This window comes from Rhizobium sp. CB3060 (assembly GCF_025200735.1).
Classification (GTDB): Bacteria; Pseudomonadota; Alphaproteobacteria; order Rhizobiales; family Rhizobiaceae; genus Rhizobium.
The window spans coordinates 2,179,793-2,198,875 of sequence record NZ_CP104158.1; the positions used below are offsets into that span (position 1 = coordinate 2,179,793).

Here is a 19,083-nt window from a genome sequence, read left to right on the forward strand (position 1 = left end):
ATCAGGACTCGGTCAATTCCTTGAGCCGGGCGAGAAGATCCGCTCGGTTCATGGCGAAATTGCCGTCGAGCCATTGTTGCTCAAGTTTACCCAGGATCTCGCCGACCCGAGGCCCTGCGCTCACGCCTACGGCTAGCGCATCCCCGCCATTGACCGGAAAGACCGGCTTCTTCCACCGGGCCGTCCGCTCCAGCAACTTGCCGATCCGCGCAGCGCGCGCCATCTCCTCGAAATCGCCTTCCGCCTTGCCCCGTGCAACTGCAAGCGCCAGCTTCAGCCGGGTGGCAATGCCGGATGCATCGTGGCGGTAGAGCAGGCGATCGAAGGCCGCTTCGGACACATCGTCCTTGATGCCGGGCGCATTCGCCCAGTCCTGCAAATAGGCCGCTTCCGCCTTCGACAGCCGCAGTCGTTCGCCAAGCTTTGCCAACCTCGCGGCATCCGGCGGCACGATGGCTGCCAACCGCAGCAGCGGATCAGGCGCCCAGCCGAGTGCCTGTTCCGTGGCGACAAGCGCGGGAATGGCGTCGATCCCCCACTTCTCGGTCTCCGGCAGCACCTCGGTCAACACCCCGACCTGCCGCATCCAGAGCAGCGCCCGGCCCGGATCCTTGGCCGCAAGCAGCTTTTTCATCTCTGACCAGACACGCTCGGCCGAAAGCGTCGCGATCTTCGACCGCGCGGCCGCACAGGCGCGCAGTCCGTCCGCATCCGGTCTTCCACTGCCGTAATGCGCGAAAAAGCGGAAGAAACGCAGGATCCGCAAATGATCCTCGGCAATCCGCGTCGCCGCATCACCGATGAAGCGGATATTGCGGCGCTCCAGATCGGCGAGCCCGCCGACCATATCGACGACTTCGCCATCGGCCGAAGCATAGAGCGCGTTGATCGTGAGATCGCGCCGCTCGGCATCGGCCTGCCAATCATCGCTGAATGCCACCAGGGCACGCCGGCCGTCGGTTTCAATATCGCGCCGCAAGGTCGTGGTTTCGAAAGGCTTTCCATCGACGACCAGCGTCACCGTCCCATGCGCGATGCCCGTCGGCACTGCCTTGATGCCGGCGGCAACGGCCCTCCCGACGACAGCCTCGGGCAGCAGCGTCGTGGCGATATCGATATCGGCAACAGGCAGCCCGAGCAGGCTGTTGCGCACTGCCCCACCGACGACACGCCCCTCGCCGCCATCGCCGTTCAACAACGCCAGCACCCGCTGCAGCGCTCCGTCCTGGAACCAGGCCTCGCCGGCAATGGAGGTCATGAATAAAGCCTTTCGTAAAGCGTGCGGACGATGCCGGCGGTAATGCCCCAGATCATGCGCGGACCATAGGGCATGCGATAGAAATGCCGCTCCATCCCCTGCCAGACCATGCTGTCGGTCACGTGATGGCCGGGATTCATGAGGAAGGAGAGCGGGACTTCGAAAGCGTCCTCCACCTCTGTAGGATTGAGCGCCAGTTCGAAGCCAGGCTTGACCACGGCGAGGATTGGCGTGATGCGGAAACCGGTCGCAGCCAGATAATGCGGCAATCGGGCGACGGGCTCGATGAAGACGTCCGCCAATCCGATCTCTTCACCTGCCTCACGAACCGCCGCCATTTCCGGCGACGCATCCTCCGGATCGATAGTACCACCGGGAAAGGCGATCTGACCGGAATGTTTGCGCAATGTCGAGGTGCGCAGCGTGAAGATGACGCTGGCGTCGTCGCCATCGTCCACCACGGGCACCAACACCGCAGCGTCGCGCAGCTTCAGGCCTTCGACTTGCAAGGTAGTATCCGGATTGAGGGCGTGGTCGCCATGGTCGCGCCAGGCAAGCTCGACCGGACCGCCGCTCTGATTGAGCGCGCGGCGGCGGAATTCGGCGGCGGAATAAAGCGGAAATTCGCTCATCGCGTTAAGGCATCCAGTTCGGCAACCGGCATGACCGGGAAGATCGTACCGCCCGAGCGCACGCAGAACATCTCGCGCCCGGCGATCACAACGGTCTCGCCGAGTTCGACGAGATCATACATCACCGCGCGCGTCACCAGCGCCTCCAGCCGCCCGCGGACGTGAAGATAGGGTTTCAACTCGTCGTTCTCGCCACGGATGACGAAACGGATTGGATGTTCCCTGCCCGCCTCGACAACGTCGCCGACATTGGTGCGGAATGTCAGTACCCGCTTGCCTTCGCGCTCGGTCACGCTCATTTCGACAGCGATGAACGGCGCATCGACGACGCGGATACCCACCTTTTCCACAGGTGTGACGAGATAGGTCTTTTCATCCGCATCCTTGCGCAACACTGTTGAAAACAGCCGGACCAGCGGTGCACGGCCGATCGGCGTTCCCATATAGAACCAGGTGCCGTCGCCACGGATTTCCATGTCGATATCGCCGCAAAACGGGGGCTCCCAGCGATCGACGGGCGGCAGGCTCTTCTTGCGTGCGCCGGCATCGCCGGCCGCGCGCGAAATCAGCGCAGCCAGACTTGCCGCATCGCTCGCCCCTCTGATTTCCTCGGTTGCCATTCTTCCGTCCCGGTTTGTGCTTAGTTACGAATACGGCCCTCTCTCACGAGATAGTCATTCGAAACGCGCTTGTCAGCCGTCTTCATAACGATAGGTTCTATTGATTATGGGGCAAATGTGTAAGGTCTGCGAATCGCGCGTACCGTTTTTCTGCCGTTGGAGATGCAAATGGGCATGATCAAATCGACCGAAACGAGCCTCGACGACCAGGCCATCATCGCATCCGCCGAACAGGCGCTGAAAGATATCGCCTCCATCCGTGCCGAAGTCTCCAAGGTCATCTTCGGCCAGGAGAGCGTTGTGGAGAATACGCTGCTTGCCGTGCTGGCCGGCGGCCATGCGCTGCTCGTCGGCGTGCCGGGCCTCGCCAAGACCAAGCTGGTGACCACGCTCGGTGCCGTTCTCGGCCTTGCCGCCAATCGCGTCCAGTTTACGCCGGACCTGATGCCATCGGATATTCTCGGTTCGGAAGTCATGGACCAGGATGAGACCGGCCGCCGCTCCTTCCGCTTCGTCAAGGGCCCGGTTTTCGCGCAATTGCTGATGGCTGACGAGATCAATCGCGCTTCGCCGCGCACGCAATCGGCGCTGCTGCAGTCGATGCAGGAGTATCATGTCACCATCGCCGGGCAGCGTTACGATTTGCCTGCGCCGTTCCACGTTCTCGCAACCCAGAACCCGCTGGAGCAGGAAGGCACCTATCCGCTGCCGGAAGCACAGCTCGACCGCTTCCTGCTGCAGGTCGATGTCGATTATCCGGAGCTTGCCGACGAACGCAAGATCCTGCTGGAAACCACCGGCCTCAGCGAAGCGACGCCGCGTGCCGTGATCGATGCCACGCGCTTGATGGAAATCCAGAAATTGATCCGCCAGATGCCGGTCAGCGACGGCGTCGTCGATGCCATCCTGTCGCTGGTGCGTTCCGCGCGCCCCGGCCAAGGCAATGAAACGACTGACAAGCACGTCGCCTGGGGCCCTGGCCCGCGCGCCGGCCAGGCAATGATGCTCTGCGCCCGCGCCCGCGCGCTGTATGAAGGCCGGCTTGCGCCGTCGCTCGACGACGTGCATGCCCTGGCCGAGCCTGTGCTGGAACATCGCATGGCTCTGACCTTCGCCGCCCGTGCGGAAGGCATGTCGGTGCGGGATGTGATTGCAGGCCTGGTCAAGCGGTCGAGATCGTAACCAGGGTGTCGAGGAGAGTATAGCGCGTGGCATCCATCGGACAGATCGTCAGCCCGACCCCAGGCAATGATGCCCTCTCCCGAGCCCGCAGCCGTGCTGCCCTCGTGCCGGATTGCCTTGTCGAAGCCAAGCGCATCGCCAATACCGTGATTGCCGGCTGGCATGGCCGGCGCAAGCGCGGCATCGGCGAAAATTTCTGGCAGTTCCGCCCCTATACCGAGGGCGAGAGCCTGTCTCGTATCGACTGGCGCCGCTCGGCCCGCGACGATCATACCTATATCCGCGATCATGAATGGGAGGCCGCTCACACGATCTGGCTCTGGGCCGATCTCTCGCCTTCCATGATGTATAAATCGACCTACGGCCATGTCTCGAAGGAAGGCCGTGCGCTCGTCCTCATGCTGGCGCTGGCGGAAATTCTTTCCCGTTCCGGCGAACGCATCGGCTGCCCCGGCATCATGGAGCCGGTTGCGACCCGCAACGCCGCCGAGCGCCTGGCAGCGGCCCTGATGCACACCCCGCTCGAAGGCGGTCTGCCGCAGACCAGCATGATCCGTGGCTGGAGCGATATCGTCCTGATCGGCGATTTTCTGGACGATGCCGACACCGTCATGGGCCGGATCGGGCCTCTGGCTCGCCGCGGATTGCGCGGCCATGTGGTCGAGGTCGCCGACCCGGCCGAAGAGGTCTTCCCCTATAGCGGCCGCACCGAATTCACCGACCCGGAAAACGGCACGAAGCTAGTGGCGGGCCGGGCGGAAAACCTGCGGGAAGATTACCAGCGCGCCTATCTCGCTCGCCGCGAAAATCTCGGCCAATCACTGCGCCATCTCGGTTGGACTTTCGTCAGCCACCGCACCGACCGACTGACATCGGAAGCGCTGGTCGCCGTGCATATGTATCTCTCCGGCATGCCCGCCAAGGCGACGCTTGGGGGGCAGCCATGAGCGCGCTCTCCTTTGCCTTTGCCTCCCCGGCTATCCTTGGCGCTTTGATCCTGCTTCCGGCGATCTGGTGGCTGCTGCGCCTGACGCCGCCGCATCCGAGAGCGGAAGTCTTTCCGCCGCTGCGTATTCTGGCAACGATCCTGAAGCGCGAGGAAACGCCGGCGCGTAGCCCCTGGTGGTTGACCCTGCTGCGTATGGTGCTTGCCACTCTGGTCATCCTCGCCATCGCCAATCCGATGTTCAATCCGCGCACCAATACGCTGTCGAGCGACGGACCGTTGGTATTGGTCATCGACAATAGCTGGGCGAGCGCTGCCGATTGGGAGCGCCGTGTGCAGACGGCCGACGCGTTGATCGACGACGCCGACGCCAAAGGCATCCCCGTCTCCATCGCCTTCACCGCAGACAAGAGCAACGACACGACGCCCGGCGCTGCTGGCGCCGCCCGTGACAAGCTGCACGCGGCCAATGCAAGGCCGCTGGTGCCGGATCGCCAACGCGTCGCCCAGGCGATCAAAGCCGCTTTGAACGGCACCAAGCCGGGCACGATCGCCTTCCTTTCCGACGGCGCCGAAAGCAAGAACAAGGACGATATTGTCAACCAGCTCGCCGCCCTGGAGCCCAGCGAATTGCGCCTCATCGAAGGCGATGGCAGCGAAGTGCTGGCCATCACCGGCGCCACCAACGCCGCCGACAATATGACCATCACCGCAACGCGGCTGAACGGCAGCAGCCCGCTCCGGCTGGGGCTCAGCGCACTCGACAATCAGGGACGGCCGATCGCGGCCGGTTCGCTGAATTTCGCCGGCGGCCAGACGGTCGCAACAGGCACCATCGCCGCCCCATTCGAAATGCGCAACGATTTTGCCCGTATTAGTATCGACCGCCACGCAAGCGCCGGCGCTGTGCATCTGCTCGACGATGGTTTCAAGCGCCGCCGCGTGGCGCTTCTGTCCGGGCAGGCCGCCGACGAATTCCAGCCGATCCTGTCGCCGCTTTATTACATCCAGCGCGCCCTGCAGCCCTATGCCGATCTGATCCAGCCGAACAGCGCGGATGTGGCAAAATCGATCCCCGAGCTGCTTGCCGGCAATCCCTCCGTCATGATCATGGCCGATGTCGGCCGCCTGCCTCAGGAAAGCTACGCGCCATTGCAGCGATGGATCCAGAATGGCGGCACGCTGGTGCGCTTCGCCGGACCGCGCCTTGCCGCCGCTCCCGCCGAGGACCCGCTGGTGCCGGTGACGTTGCGCCAGGGCGAACGCACCTTCGGCGGCGCACTCTCCTGGGCCGAACCGCAGCCGCTTGCCGACTTCCCCTCCTTCGGCCCCTTCGCCGGCATGCCGAAGCCGACCAACGTCCTCATCAAGCGGCAGGTGCTGGCCGAGCCGACACCCGATCTTGCCGAACGCACCTGGGCTAGCCTCGCCGACGGTACGCCGCTGGTGACCGAAAAGCAGATGCAGGCCGGCCGCGTCGTCCTCTTCCATGTCAGCGCCGAACCGCAATGGTCCGATCTGCCGATCTCCGGCGATTTCGTCGAGATGCTGCGTCGCATCGTGCAGCTTTCGCGCTCCGGCGGCGTCACCTCGACCGAAAGCGCGCCGAAGACCAGCGAAGCCCTGCCGCCATTCCGGCTGCTGACCGCCAAGGGCGTTCTGACCAGCGAGACCGGCAACGCCCGCCCGCTCGATCCGAACAACAAAGGCGCAATCGCTGCCAACTTCGACAACCCGCCCGGCCTCTACGGTTCGGAGGAAGGCTTTACCGCGCTCAACGTCCTGCCCGACGGCGCAGAACTCCGGCCGCTGGATGCCTCCGGCCCGAGCGTATCCGTGGCGCGTGAGGGGCTGATTGGCGGCGAGGCTTGGTCGGCCAAGCCGATCCTCTTCACCATCGCTTTCCTGGTGCTTCTGGCTGACAGCCTCATCGTGCTCTTCATGAACGGTGCCTTCCCGCGCCTTCGGAAATCACCGAAGACGATCGCCGGCGGTGCAGCAGTCCTATTGCTGGCAATCTCGACCGCCGCCTTCCTGCATCCGACGAATTCCTGGGCCGACGATTCCAAACCCGGGGACGACACCATCTATTCGCGGCTCGACAAGACCCATCTTGCCTATGTCGTCACGGGCGAATCCGACGTCGATCATACGTCCGAGCGCGGACTTGCCGGCCTCTCCGATTTCCTCACCTACCGCACGACTCTGGAGCCGGGACCGCCTGTCGGCCTGGATCTCGCCAAGGACGAGCTCGCCTTCTATCCCATCATCTATTGGCCGATTTCCGCCACCGCGCCGATGCCGTCCAACGATGCCATCAATCGTATCGACGCCTATATGCGCAATGGCGGCACCGTGCTTTTCGACACGCGCGACGCCATCGACACGATGGGCGACAACACGACGCCGAGCCCGAATGGCCAGCGGCTGCAGGCGATCCTCGCCAATCTCGACATTCCGGCGCTGGAGCCGGTGCCCGCAGGTCACGTGCTCACCAAATCCTTCTATCTGCTGTCCAGCTTTCCCGGCCGCTATGCCGACAGCCCGCTCTGGATCGAGGCGCGGCAGGATACGCGCGGCGACGGCAATGCGGTCTCCTCCTCGGACGGAGTGACCCCGATCATGATCACCGGCAACGACTTTGCCGGCGCCTGGGCGACCGACGACAACGGCATTCCATTGCTGCCGACCGTGCCGCCGGACGAGACACAGCGCGAATATGCCTACCGCACCGGCGTCAACATCATGATGTACATGCTGACCGGCAACTATAAGTCTGATCAGGTGCACATCCCGGACATTTTGGAACGGTTGGGGCAGTAAGATGAATATTGGTTTCGCCCCTTTCCTGCCCTGGCCCGTTCTCGCCGCCCTTGCGGTGCTGACGCTTGGCATCGCCGCACTCGCGATCTACCGGCGCATGCGCGGCAGTTGGATCCGTGCGCTGGCGGCATTCGCCTTGCTGGCCGCCCTTGCCAATCCCGTGCTGATGCAGGAGGATCGCGACCAGCTCTCCACCATCGTCCCCGTCATCGTGGACCGCAGTCCGAGCCAGGAAACGCCGGAACGCATCAAGATGACCGACGATGCTCTGGAGGCACTGAAAGACCGGCTGGCGCAATTCCCGCGCATCGAGCCTCGTATTGTCGAGGTGCGTGAACCGGCCGAATCCGAGTCACCTTCAACACGGCTCTTCGCGGCGCTCTCCTCGGCGATCGCCGATGTGCCACCCGCACGCGTGGGCGGCGCTATTTTCCTGACCGACGGTCAGATCCACGATATCCCCGGCGTCAATCAGGCACTCGGCTTCGACGCGCCGATCCACGGGCTGATCACCGGCAAGCCGGATGAGTTCGATCGGCGCATAGAGGTGGTGCGCGCGCCTCGCTTCGGCATCGTCAACGACGAGCAGCAGCTCGTGCTGCGTGTCGTCGATGATGGCAAGAGCCCCGGCGGCACCGCGGCCGTCACCGTGAGAATGAACGGCGACGAGATCGCCACGCTGCAGGCGACGCCCGGCCAGGACACGCCCTTTAGCTTCAAGGTGCCGCGCGCCGGTAACAACGTGCTCGAATTCGCTGTCGCCGAAGTGCCGGGCGAAGTGACGCCCATCAACAACCGCACCGTTCAACTGATCGAGGGCATCCGCCAGAACATGCGCGTGCTGCTCGTCTCCGGCGAACCGCATGCCGGCGAGCGCGCCTGGCGCAATCTTCTGAAGTCGGATGCCTCCGTCGACCTCGTCCATTTCACCATTCTGCGTCCGCCGGATAAGCAGGATGGCACGCCGATCAACGAGTTGTCGCTGATTGCTTTCCCGACGCGTGAACTCTTCGTCGACAAGATCACCTCTTTCGACCTGATCATCTTCGACCGTTACCAGGACCGCCCCAACGTCCTGCCGACGATCTATTACGACTACATGGCCCAATATGTCGAAAACGGCGGCGCGTTGCTGGTTGCTGCCGGCCCCGAGCACGCAGCCGGCAATTCGATCGCGCTCACACCGCTGTCCTCCGTGCTTCCGGCCGAGCCGACCGGCCAGATGATCGAGAAGCCTTTCTATCCGCGCCTGTCGGAACAGGGCCGCAAGCACCCGGTCACGCGCGGTCTGGATGGATCGGACACCGAGCCGCCGCATTGGGGACGCTGGTTCCGCAGCGTCGATGTCGAGAAGCCGCAGGGCCAGACCGTGATGGTCGGCGCCGATAACCATCCGCTGCTGGTTCTGAACCGCGTCGGCCAGGGCCGCGTCGCCATGCTGCTCTCCGATGAAGGCTGGCTCTGGGCCCGCGGCTACGAAGGTGGCGGACCGCATGTGTCGCTCTATCGCCGCATCGCCCATTGGCTGCTGAAAGAACCGGCTCTGGAGGAGGAGGCCCTGACGGCAAGCGCCGCCGGCCGCGCGCTGGAAGTTACCCGCCAGACGATCGGCGACGATCCCGGCCCCGTCACCGTCAAAGCACCCTCCGGCAAGACGCAGACCCTGCAGTTGAAACAGGCACAGCCGGGTCTTTACCAGGCCCAGAAGCACATGGACGAAATCGGCCTCTATCAGATCACCAGCGGCAATCTCTCCACGCTGGTGCATGTCGGCGCTGTCGACGCGCCGGAATTCAAGGCGATGATCTCGACCACGGAAACGTTGAAGCCCTTGGCGGAAAAGACCAAGGGGCTTGTCGCCCGGGTTGCGAGCACCGGAGGCGGCGTCACGGTGCCGCCGATTCTGCCGGTGCGCGGCGCCGTCCGCATCGCCGATAACCAACGCCTGACCATCCGCATGACCGATGAAACCGTCTTGAAGGGCGTCAATAACCTGCCGCTCTTTGCGGGCTTCGCTGGTCTTTCCGCCCTCCTCTTCGCCTTCTCCGCCATGTGGTGGCGCGAAGGACGGTGAATATAGATGCCGCAACTCGATGTGACCGATACCCCGTCAGAAAGCGAACTTGCGGCAATCGGCGAAGGATTGACGGCCTTCAACGCCGCCGATGTCGGCCCTTCCAGGCGCCGCGCGCTCGCCGTCCTGATCCGCGACGAAAGCGGCAAGACCATAGGCGGCATCTCGGGCTATACGGCCTGGGGCTGGCTGTTCACGGCCTGGCTGTTCGTGCCGGAAACGCTGCGCGGTCAAGGCATGGCGGGAAAGCTGCTGGAAGCAGCGGAGACGGAGGCGATCGCCCGCGGGTGCCAAGGCGCCTGGATCGACACCTTCAATCCGCAAGCGCTACGGGCTTATCAGCGGCAGGGCTACACCATCTTCGGCGAACTGCCGGAATTTCCTATCGGCCGCAGCCGTTACTTTTTGCAGAAAAAGCTATCGCCCCGCTGATGGAAACGAGGCGGTAGGCTTTGTTTTTGTAGAAGCTTAAACCGCGATTGCCGTCAGCGGCAAATCTTCGTCGTCATCCATCTCATCGGAGACAGCAACCGGGATATCCGCCTCACGCCAGGCGATCGTGCCCGCCAGTCGCGCATGCGTATCGGCGGCGATCGGCACGACGAGAACCCGGTTGGGATCGACCGGCCCCGGAAAGGCGAGCGCATTGTAAGCGACCTTCTCGAAGCCGAGCGGACCGTAATAGGGCGGATCGCCCACCAGGATCACGGCTTCCGACCCCTTGCGTTTGGCGGCTTCGACGGCGATCCGCACGAGTTCGCGGCCGATACCCTGGTTCTTGTGCGAGGGCCGGACGGCGAGCGGTCCGAGCAGATGCCCCTTGACCGAACCGGCCAGCACCGGCGTCATCCGGACGGAAGCGATCGTCTCGCCGTCATCGGCGCAGATGAAGGAGAGCGAGCGGTCATGCGGCCCCTGCTCGCGAATCCGCGCTGCGGCGCGGGTGAACCGGCCGGGGCCGAATGCTTCTTCGTTGATGTGTTCGATGACAGCGTCATGCGACGCGTCCTCAGTGAGGTAGACCAGTTCGTGCTTGTGCATTAGACCAAAGAAACCAGATGGACATACGGGATGGTTCTCGAAAACGCTTGTCGAGCGTTCGGGATCATCGGCGTCGTCGCAGGCTTCTGATTGCTTCCATGGCAAGTGGTCCTCAAAGTGTGACAAGCCCGATAGCAGGAAATGCCCGCCTCGTCCAATGCAAAATGCGAGCGCCTGGATATTGACGCATGATCTTATCCGAAAGCCGCTTCGCACTCTCCGCATCATGTCTGTAACGCACTGTTCATCGTTTGCCGTCTCGAAATTCCGCGGCCATACCGTATCTTCCGGATCAAGTTCTTCGACAGGATCTCCGAAAGGATAGAGTAAATGGGCATGTTGGTTGACGGCGTCTGGCATGACATCTGGTACGACACCAAGGAAACCAAGGGTCATTTCAAGCGCGCAGCTTCGCAGTTTCGCAACTGGGTCACCGCAGATGGCGCGCCCGGTCCGAGCGGCACGGGCGGCTTCAAGGCCGAAGCGAGCCGCTATCATCTCTATGTGTCGCTCGCCTGCCCATGGGCGCACCGCACCTTGATCTTCCGCAAGCTGAAGAAGCTCGAAAACCTGATCTCTGTTTCCATCGTCGACCCGCTAATGCTGGAAAACGGCTGGGAGTTCAAAGGCCGGGATGGTGGGACTGTCGATCACCTCCTCGGCGCAAAGGCGCTCTGGGAAGTCTACGTCAAGGCCGATCCGCATTATTCCGGCCGTGTTACCGTTCCCGTCCTTTGGGATAAGCAGACCGGCACGATCGTCAACAACGAATCCGCCGAAATCATCCGCATGTTCAACAGCGCCTTCGATGGATTGACGGGCTCGAAGAGTGATTTCTATCCGATGGATCTTCGCAGCGACATCGATGCTTTGAACGATATCGTCTACGACACGGTCAACAACGGCGTCTACAAATCTGGTTTCGCCACCACACAGGAAGCCTACGAGGAAAATGTCCGACGCCTGTTCGAAACCCTCGACATGCTCGACAAGCGCTTAGAAGGAAGCCGCTACCTCTTCGGCGACCGGCCGACCGAGGCCGACTGGCGGCTGTTCACCACGCTCGCCCGCTTCGACGCCGTCTATGTCGGCCACTTCAAATGCAATATTCGCCGCATCGAGGATTATCGCAATCTCTCGGGCTATCTGCGTGACCTCTACCAGGTCCCCGGCGTCGCCGAGACGACCAATCTTGCGCACATCAAGACCCACTATTATCGCAGCCACAGGGCGATCAACCCCACCGGAATCGTCCCCGTAGGTCCCGACCTCGATCTCGACCGCCCGCATGCACGCGAACGGCTGGCAAAGGCAGCTTGAGGCAAGGCTACCAATAGTTCGAGGGCGGCGCGTCGCCCTCCAGCTCCTTCAGCCGCCGATAGGTTGCCTTGGTCGTCCCCGGCGGCAAGGCGTCGAGCGAGAAGAAGCCGCTTTCGACGATCTCGAGATTCGGCTTGCGCGGCACGGTCTGCTCGACCTCTACACGGTAGAAGACGACGTGATCGCGCTTGCTGATGTGGTTGTTGAAATAGACGTGGAAGAGCTGGGGCCGGCCCGATATCACCAGATTGCCCTCTTCCCGCAATTCCTTCGCCAGCGCCTGCTCCACTGTCTCGTGGCGCTCGACACCGCCGCCCGGCATGTGCCAGCCGGCGACATAGGAATGCCGCACCAGGAAAATCCGTCCCTCCCTGTCGAAACAGGCCGCACGCACGCCCATGGTCATGCTGCGGGTGAGCACGAAATAGCTGTGCAGCATTCTGCCGAACAGCTTGGCCCGCCAATTGCGGGCTTCGTCGGGAGCATTGCTGTCCTTCATGCCCCGGCTCCGGCGTTGTGATCCACCACCGAAAAACCGATGTATTTGTTTTGACAATAGACTGAGCTATGTCTCATCTCATGTTCAAGCTCGCGCATATTTCCGACGTTCACCTGGGCCCCTTGCCACGGCTTTCGATCAGAGAACTGGCCTCCAAACGCATTACCGGATTTGTGAACTGGCACCGGAACCGGCGCAAGCATCTTTTTGGCGGGACGCTCGATCTTCTGCTCGAGGACATCAAGTCGAAGCAGGCCGATCATCTTGCCGTGACCGGCGATCTCGTCAATCTCGCCAGCGGCATCGAGATCCGCACCGCCGCGGAATGGCTGAAGACGCTTGGTGATCCTGCCTTCACCTCCGTCGTGCCCGGCAACCACGATGCCTATGTGCCCGGCTCCTACGAAAAGGCCATGCGCGCCTGGTATCCTTATGTCCAGGGCGACCATGCGCCTGCCGAATGGCAGGAAGACCGGCGCATTTTCCCCTATTTGCGTATTCGCGACCGTGTCGCGTTGATCGGCTGCTCGACGGCAGTGGCAACGCCTCCCTTTGCGGCCAGCGGCTTCTATTCGGCCCGGCAGGCGCGCGAAACGGTGAATATGCTGCGCGCCGCCGGCGAGGCCGGCCTTTTTCGCGTGGTGATGATCCACCACCCGCCGATCCGCGGCGCCACCAGCTTCTATAAGCGCATGATCGGCATACGCCGTTTTGCCGCCGTCGTCTCGACAGGCGGCGCCGAACTGGTCCTGCATGGCCACACGCATCTCAACACGCTGCATTGGCTGAGGGGGCAAACCGGCCCGGTGCCGGTCGTCGGTATTGCATCGGCCTCGCAAGGTCCCGGCGGGCTGAAGCCGGCCGCTGCCTACAATCTCTTCACCATTGATGGCCATCCTGGCGCCTGGGAGCTCAAGGCCGAGCGCTTCAGTCTCAATGGCCGGGGTGACGATGTAGAGGACCAAGGCGTCAATATCCTGGCGTGATAATCTGTGGCATTTTGTGAATGCCACTTTGTCGTTTCGGTGGCGTTTTCGAATATCCGGAGCTACAATTCTCTCATCGAATTTCGGGAGGGATATGATGGGCTTTGGTGTAGCGATGAAGAGTTCCGCCGTGACCGCGCTTGCCGTGGGATTTCTGTTTGGCGCCAGCCTGCAGGCCCTCGCCGCCGGCTCAGAGAGCGACGAGACAGCACCGCCGCCGAAGACCAAAACCACGACCAAATGCACGGATGGCAAAGTCTGGGACAAGGATAAAAAGGAATGCGTGAAACCGCAGAAAAGCGGTTTTAACGACGATCAGCTTTTCCAGGCAGCACGCGAGTTCGCCTATGCCGGCCAGTATGACAACGCCATCACCGTCCTGAAGCTTGCCAAGAACCAGGACGATCCCCGCATTCTCAACTATCTCGGTTATTCCAACCGCAAGGCCGGCCGCATGGAGCTCGGCATGACGTATTATCGCAAGGCCCTGCAGCGCGATGAGAATTACATCCTCGCGCGCTCCTACATGGGCCAGGCGCTGCTCGAGCAGGGCGATGTTCAGGCGGCGCGCGTGCAACTTGTTGAAATCCGCGATCGCGGCGGTGAGAACACCTGGGCCTATCGCTCGCTGCTGCAATCGCTGAATGGTCAAATCAGCTATTGAGAGGTGCGCGCACTCCATTCCTCAAGATCGCGTGAGAAGTGGAGATGAAGCGCACAACCACTTTTTGAAGACTTGCGAAACGGCACGAAAATGGTTCATACCAACACAGAACGATCCTTCGGCTCAGTTAGCTTTTTTCGAAAGAAAAGCCGTCTTTTGCCGGATGACGCCTGCAGCTCTCCAACCCCCAACGTCTCCGTGGAAAGACAATGCCTACGCCGGTAGCCGCCATCGACATCAGACGAGATCTGGTCGGCCTTCTGCCGAAGCTCCGGCGCTTCGCCTTGACACTGGCCGGCGATCTGACCGACGCCGACGAACTCGTGCAGAGCGTTTGCCAACGCGGCATTGCGAAATTCCATCTGTGGAACAATGACGGCCGGCTCGAAAGCTGGCTCTACACCATGGCCCGCCATCAATGGGTGGATGAGGCCCGACGCCATCGGCTGCGGTCTGCCACCAAGGGTGGCGCGCTGGAACAAGGCGAACTGGCAGCGCCGGGCATGCGCGCCAATCCGGTCGAAGCAAGCGAAGCGCATCAGATGGTCACATCTTTGCCCGAAGGACTTGCCAGTGTCTTCCTGCTCGTCGATGTCGAAGGGCATAGCTACAAGCAGACGGCCGACATTCTTGGCATTTCCGTGTCGACGGTAGCGTCCCGGCTTTCCGGTGCCCGCCTTCGCCTCGCTACTCAAGGTCACAGCCGCTCGCCGCGAAGGTTTTAGCATTGCAGGATATGAAAAAAATGCCGCTCGAAACTCGCCTGTCCGCCTTTATGGACGGCGAGACGAGTCGCGAGGAGAAGGAGGAGCTGGAACGGCTCATAGCCTCCGATCCGGAAGCGCGGCGGATTTTCGATGAGCTGAAGCACGGTTCCGATGTCGGCCGCAAGGCTTTTGACGAGGTGCTGAAGGAACCGGTGCCGCTGGCGCTGGTACGCTCCATCAAAAGCGCGCAGGCACCGAAGGCGCGTGAGCCCGCCCCTCGCCTTTCCCGGCCATCCCTGAAGCTTGCTCCGACCGGTCGCCAGGCGCTCGCCGCAGCCCTTATCCTCTTCGTGGTCGGCGGCGGCATCGGCTATCTCGTCGGCATGCAGCCGTCCGGCGCACCCGCTGCGGCCCCGGCCTCACCGGCGCCGAACCGCACATGGCTCGACGATATCGCCGCCTATCACCGCATCTATGCGCATCAACCCCGCCATATCGTCGAAGTACAGGCAACCGAGGTCGACGAGATCAGCAAATGGCTGACGGGCACTGTGGGCGTGAAATTCAATATACCGGATCTTGCCGCCGACGGGTTGGTCTTCCAAGGCGCACGCATGTTCATTGCCAACGGCAAACCGGTCGGCCAGTTGATCTATAAAGACCTCGACGGCGATGTCGTCGCCATCTGTTTCATGAAGGATGAAGGCGCCGCCGGCGACGGCAATTTTGACGAGACCATCGAGGATGACGTGAGCATCGTATCCTGGCATCGCAGCGGTACCGCTTATGCCGTCGTGAGCCCCTCCTCCGACGCGATGCTCGACCAGATCGCTGACCGGGTATCGTCGGAAATTTGAGCTGATCCGCTGGCGCTGCTTGCGACTTCCGTTCAGCCGGGAATACAATCCATCCGCCAATCGTACCCGGAGGCTTCGTCCGATGGGGCGCATTCTGGAGATCGATCATGTCCGACATTCTGCTGACCATCCCGGAGATTGACGAGCGCATCGCGGCAATAAGAGAAAATCTTCGCGAGTTGATCGAACAGGCCGCCGCATATTCCGGCGCAGCGGACGAGGAGCTCGCATCGGAGCGCATTGCCGAACAGGAAGAAGAACTCGAACGCCTGTTGAAGCGGCGCGAGGAGCTTTCCGGGCAAAAATCCTGATGGCAAAAAGACGGCGGTGCTGATTTCCCCTGCCGTCTCTCGTTCGCAAGATCAGCGAGACGACGCCGGCGAAATCGTCCTGGTGGCTTGCTCGCTTGAAAAGATGATGAAGGCGAACAACAGAACGCCAATGAAGATCACGATCGACGCTGCTGCAACGATCGGCTCCATCGCCATATTGCCGAGAAGCATGAGATACAGTGCCGGCACAAGGACTGCGACGCCGGCCGTGTAGATGTAATATTGGATCATCGCCAGCCGTCTTTCCGCCTTTTGCGGGTTCAGTGCGTGGTAGCCGCCGAAGAGCGCCATGGTCACCCAGCCGAGAAGGTTGGCATGCGCATGAGCGCCGATGACGCTGTGATCCTCGGTGATTGCCATTTTCAGGCCTATTCCAATTCCGATGATCAGAAAGATGATGGCTGTCTTGAAATAGAGATTGGCAAGACGTGGCATGACTTCCCCCCGATAGGATTGCCGGTCGTCTAAAATATCACGTCACTCAGCCTCCCCGAAATTCAGCTTAATGGACAATAGCGGGTCAACTGCTTCGCGAGTTTCACGGAGAGGCGCCCGTATGGATTTCTCCGCCATTTCTGCTGACATCAGCACCATCATGCGTTATAGAACCGCCAAGCGACTTCAAAGGAGAGCGTTTGATGAGAACTCACGGCACAGGAAACCACCGCTGAAAAGCAGTGCCGTGAAGGGCTGCTTATTCGGCCCATCCATCAAATTGTTGTCTCCCGCCCCTGGAGGGCACTCATGTTTCGTCGCTTTGAAAAGCTCGTCGATCCATTCCAGTATTATGATGATCTGAACCCGCCGTCGGATTCATGGCGGTATCTTAAAAGCAACCTGCGCCCGTTCCGCTTCGTCATGGGAATGAGCCTTGCCCTGACCGTCATCGGTGCGGCGATCGAGATCTGGCTCATCGGCTATACCAGCCAGCTCGTGGACATTCTCGCGGCCGCTCGCCCGGATCAACTTTGGGCGTCCCACGGCGCCGAATTGCTGGCCGCCGCCGCCCTTGTGCTGATCGGGCGGCCGCTCGCCGGCTATATCAGGGAAAGCCTCGACGACATCGCGTTTCGGCCGAATGCTGAGACCCTGTTCCGCTGGCGGGCTCATCGCCACGTCCTGCGGCAATCCGTCGGCTGGTTCCGCCAGGACTTTTCCGGACGCATCGCCAGCCAGGTGCGCGACATCGGCAATTCCGCGACCGGAGCAGCCTATGCGGTGCTGCACACGCTATCCTTCGTCACGATCTATGTCGCCGGCTCGCTATGGCTCATGGCTTCGATCGATCTGCGTCTCATCTGGCCGTTGCTCGTCTGGATCTGCTGCTACCTGGGTCTGATGGCATTTGTCATACCGCGGCTCCGCCGGGCGTCCGAGGAGTTTCAAGGCGCCTATGCCTCCCTGACGGGCATGCTGGTCGATACCTACGCCAATATCGATGTCATAAAGCTCTTTGCCAATGCGGCCGAAGAAGACCGTGAAGAGCGGGAGCGCTTCGCCGCTGCCCGCAGGAAGTTTGTGCGCGTGCAAAAGCTCGAAGTCATGGTGAATTCGAGCATGCTGTTCCTGGGCAGCTTTCTTATCGTCGGCCTGGTCGGCTATGCCGTCATCCTTTGGCAGGCCGGCAGCGCGCCGCTCGGCCTGATTGCTGCTTCGCTCGCCTTGAGCTTCCGCATCACCGGCATGGCGGAATGGATGCTCGACGCCGTCTCGTCGCTGTTCGGCCATCTCGGCGCTATGCGGCAATCGCTGCTGACTGTGGCACAGCCGCTCGCCATTACGGATGAACCCGATGCCCGCCAGCTCATAGTCAACGGCGGCGCCATCACCTTCAACTCCGTGACGCATCATTACGGCAAGGGCAATGGCGGTCTGGACGGCGTTTCGCTGCAGATCGCACCCGGCGAAAAGGTCGGCCTTGTTGGCCGCTCCGGCACCGGCAAGTCGACACTTGTCAATCTGCTGCTGCGGTTCTTCGATCCGGAAGCAGGCTCCATCGAGATCGACGGACAGAATATCCGCGGGATCGCCCAGGAGAGCCTGCGCAGACAGATCGGCATGGTGACCCAGGACGCTGCCCTGCTCCACCGCCCGGTTCGCGACAACATCACCCATGGCGACCCCCGCTTCTCCGACAGCGCGATCGCAGCGGCGGCGGACAAGGCAGCCGCAAGCGGCTTCATCGCAGCTCTCCGGGATCATGAAGGCCACACCGGCTACGACGCCCATGTCGGCGAGCGTGGCGTCCAGCTATCGGGCGGACAGAGGCAACGCATCGCGCTTGCCCGCGCCATCCTGAAGGACGCGCCGATCCTGGTGCTCGACGAGGCGACGTCGGCTCTCGACTCGGAGGTGGAGGCCGCCATCCAGGATACGCTCTATGGTGTCATGGATGGCAAAACTGTCATCGCGATCGCCCACCGCCTGTCGACCATCGCCCGCATGGATCGCATCGTCGTCCTCGATGAAGGGCGGATCGTCGAAGACGGTAGCCACGACGATCTGCTCGCGCAAAACGGCATCTATGCCGCATTGTGGGCACACCAATCCGGCGGCTTCATCGGCGACGATGTCTAATTGGATCATGCCGGGTAGCCGGTCGACGCACCGTAGCCTCCGTCCGGCACCCAGAATACGAAGGCGACCATCATCAATGGTCGCCTCACGCCAACTCCTCAGCACAATAAGGTGGCATTGGAGCTTCTCTCTGGTACCCGATGTCATTTCACGGGTATGACAGTCGGAGCATCCTTGTTCTTGAGCAGCACAACGATGAATTTTGCGGGTTTGGTCTTGCTTGCGTTGCGGCTGACCACGTGAATGTCGGACGGACCTTCATAGAAGGTCTCGCCAGGCGACAGGGTGACTTCTTTTTCCCCCTTGACCTGCATCACGATCGAGCCTTCCAGAACATAGACGAATGCATTTGCGTCATGTTTGTGAATAGGATCGGAACCTCCTGGCCCATACTCGACCGATATCATCAGCCCCTCCTTGCCAGGATAATTTGGAAGGTCCTTTTTCATGAGCGATGTGACGTGCGCAGTGTTGTCAGCGGCAACCGACATCGTGCCGAGGAGGCAAACCGTAGCCGACACAAATAGTCCTAGAAAAATTGACTTCATTGTCGTAATCCCCTTGG

General features: G+C 61.7%; 19 protein-coding genes. 12 read left to right on the plus strand and 7 right to left on the minus strand.

The window, feature by feature from the left end; all coding sequences use genetic code 11:
- Position 1: 1 nt before the first annotated feature.
- The 3 genes from N2601_RS10615 to N2601_RS10625 are packed head-to-tail and all read right to left on the minus strand — an operon-like array spanning position 2 to position 2,510.
- Positions 2 to 1,258 (minus strand): CCA tRNA nucleotidyltransferase, encoded by a 1,257-nt coding sequence (locus N2601_RS10615; RefSeq protein WP_260303075.1) that lies wholly within the window; start codon positions 1,256 to 1,258, stop codon positions 2 to 4.
- Positions 1,255 to 1,890 carry an NUDIX hydrolase gene (locus tag N2601_RS10620; RefSeq protein WP_104823763.1) on the minus strand — a complete coding sequence of 212 codons (636 nt, stop codon included), beginning with the start codon at positions 1,888 to 1,890 and terminating at the stop codon, positions 1,255 to 1,257. The genes N2601_RS10615 and N2601_RS10620 overlap by 4 nt, the downstream gene beginning before the upstream one ends.
- On the minus strand, positions 1,887 to 2,510 hold the full coding sequence (locus tag N2601_RS10625) for a DUF1285 domain-containing protein (protein ID WP_104823764.1): 624 nt from the start codon (positions 2,508 to 2,510) through the stop codon (positions 1,887 to 1,889). The genes N2601_RS10620 and N2601_RS10625 overlap by 4 nt, the downstream gene beginning before the upstream one ends.
- A 168-nt stretch (positions 2,511 to 2,678) precedes the next feature.
- Between N2601_RS10625 and N2601_RS10630 the strand changes: the two genes are divergently transcribed.
- The 5 genes from N2601_RS10630 to N2601_RS10650 are packed head-to-tail and all read left to right on the plus strand — an operon-like array spanning position 2,679 to position 9,967.
- Positions 2,679 to 3,692: an AAA family ATPase gene (locus tag N2601_RS10630; RefSeq protein WP_104823765.1), complete on the plus strand. Its 1,014-nt coding sequence runs from the start codon at positions 2,679 to 2,681 to the stop codon at positions 3,690 to 3,692.
- 26 nt (positions 3,693 to 3,718) lie between these two features.
- Complete coding sequence (locus tag N2601_RS10635) at positions 3,719 to 4,639, plus strand: DUF58 domain-containing protein (protein ID WP_104823766.1); 921 nt, start codon at positions 3,719 to 3,721, stop codon at positions 4,637 to 4,639.
- Positions 4,636 to 7,461, plus strand: a complete 2,826-nt coding sequence (locus N2601_RS10640) for a DUF4159 domain-containing protein (protein ID WP_104823767.1) — start codon at positions 4,636 to 4,638, stop codon at positions 7,459 to 7,461. The genes N2601_RS10635 and N2601_RS10640 overlap by 4 nt, the downstream gene beginning before the upstream one ends.
- 1 nt (position 7,462) lies before the next feature.
- Positions 7,463 to 9,535 carry a hypothetical protein gene (locus tag N2601_RS10645; protein ID WP_104823768.1) on the plus strand — a complete coding sequence of 691 codons (2,073 nt, stop codon included), beginning with the start codon at positions 7,463 to 7,465 and terminating at the stop codon, positions 9,533 to 9,535.
- 6 nt (positions 9,536 to 9,541) lie between these two features.
- On the plus strand, positions 9,542 to 9,967 hold the full coding sequence (locus N2601_RS10650; RefSeq protein WP_104823769.1) for a GNAT family N-acetyltransferase: 426 nt from the start codon (positions 9,542 to 9,544) through the stop codon (positions 9,965 to 9,967).
- A 36-nt stretch (positions 9,968 to 10,003) separates the two neighbouring features.
- Here the strand turns inward: N2601_RS10650 and N2601_RS10655 are convergent, their stop codons facing one another.
- Entirely contained in the window at positions 10,004 to 10,576 is a 573-nt protein-coding gene (locus tag N2601_RS10655) for a GNAT family N-acetyltransferase (protein WP_104825158.1), read from the minus strand.
- Between the two features lie 330 nt (positions 10,577 to 10,906).
- On the opposite strand from N2601_RS10655, the gene N2601_RS10660 reads away from it, so the two are divergent.
- Positions 10,907 to 11,896: a glutathione S-transferase family protein gene (locus N2601_RS10660; RefSeq protein ID WP_104823770.1), complete on the plus strand. Its 990-nt coding sequence runs from the start codon at positions 10,907 to 10,909 to the stop codon at positions 11,894 to 11,896.
- Positions 11,897 to 11,903: 7 nt separating this feature from the next.
- On the opposite strand, the gene N2601_RS10665 is transcribed toward N2601_RS10660, so the two are convergent.
- Positions 11,904 to 12,395: an NUDIX domain-containing protein gene (locus N2601_RS10665; RefSeq protein ID WP_104823771.1), complete on the minus strand. Its 492-nt coding sequence runs from the start codon at positions 12,393 to 12,395 to the stop codon at positions 11,904 to 11,906.
- A 68-nt stretch (positions 12,396 to 12,463) separates the two neighbouring features.
- On the opposite strand from N2601_RS10665, the gene N2601_RS10670 reads away from it, so the two are divergent.
- The 5 genes from N2601_RS10670 to N2601_RS10690 all read left to right on the plus strand — a co-directional run bounded on the left by N2601_RS10670 (position 12,464) and on the right by N2601_RS10690 (position 15,920).
- Positions 12,464 to 13,381, plus strand: coding sequence for a metallophosphoesterase family protein (locus tag N2601_RS10670; RefSeq protein ID WP_245463868.1), 918 nt, complete (start codon positions 12,464 to 12,466; stop codon positions 13,379 to 13,381).
- Positions 13,382 to 13,478: 97 nt separating this feature from the next.
- A complete protein-coding gene (locus N2601_RS10675; RefSeq protein WP_104823772.1) occupies positions 13,479 to 14,045 on the plus strand; it encodes a tetratricopeptide repeat protein in 567 nt (188 codons plus the stop codon).
- Positions 14,046 to 14,254: 209 nt separating this feature from the next.
- Complete coding sequence (locus tag N2601_RS10680; protein ID WP_104823773.1) at positions 14,255 to 14,770, plus strand: RNA polymerase sigma factor; 516 nt, start codon at positions 14,255 to 14,257, stop codon at positions 14,768 to 14,770.
- A 20-nt stretch (positions 14,771 to 14,790) separates the two neighbouring features.
- Positions 14,791 to 15,609, plus strand: a complete 819-nt coding sequence (locus N2601_RS10685; protein WP_260303076.1) for an anti-sigma factor — start codon at positions 14,791 to 14,793, stop codon at positions 15,607 to 15,609.
- A gap of 107 nt (positions 15,610 to 15,716) precedes the next feature.
- Positions 15,717 to 15,920: a hypothetical protein gene (locus N2601_RS10690; RefSeq protein WP_104823775.1), complete on the plus strand. Its 204-nt coding sequence runs from the start codon at positions 15,717 to 15,719 to the stop codon at positions 15,918 to 15,920.
- Between the two features lie 51 nt (positions 15,921 to 15,971).
- Here N2601_RS10690 and N2601_RS10695 read toward each other — a convergent pair whose 3' ends face one another.
- Entirely contained in the window at positions 15,972 to 16,376 is a 405-nt protein-coding gene (locus N2601_RS10695) for a hypothetical protein (protein ID WP_104823776.1), read from the minus strand.
- A 309-nt stretch (positions 16,377 to 16,685) separates the two neighbouring features.
- On the opposite strand from N2601_RS10695, the gene N2601_RS10700 reads away from it, so the two are divergent.
- A complete protein-coding gene (locus N2601_RS10700; RefSeq protein ID WP_104823777.1) occupies positions 16,686 to 18,518 on the plus strand; it encodes an ABC transporter ATP-binding protein in 1,833 nt (610 codons plus the stop codon).
- A 143-nt stretch (positions 18,519 to 18,661) separates the two neighbouring features.
- On the opposite strand, the gene N2601_RS10705 is transcribed toward N2601_RS10700, so the two are convergent.
- Positions 18,662 to 19,066, minus strand: a complete 405-nt coding sequence (locus N2601_RS10705) for a cupin domain-containing protein (RefSeq protein WP_199773578.1) — start codon at positions 19,064 to 19,066, stop codon at positions 18,662 to 18,664.
- Between the last annotated feature and the right edge of the window lie 17 nt (positions 19,067 to 19,083).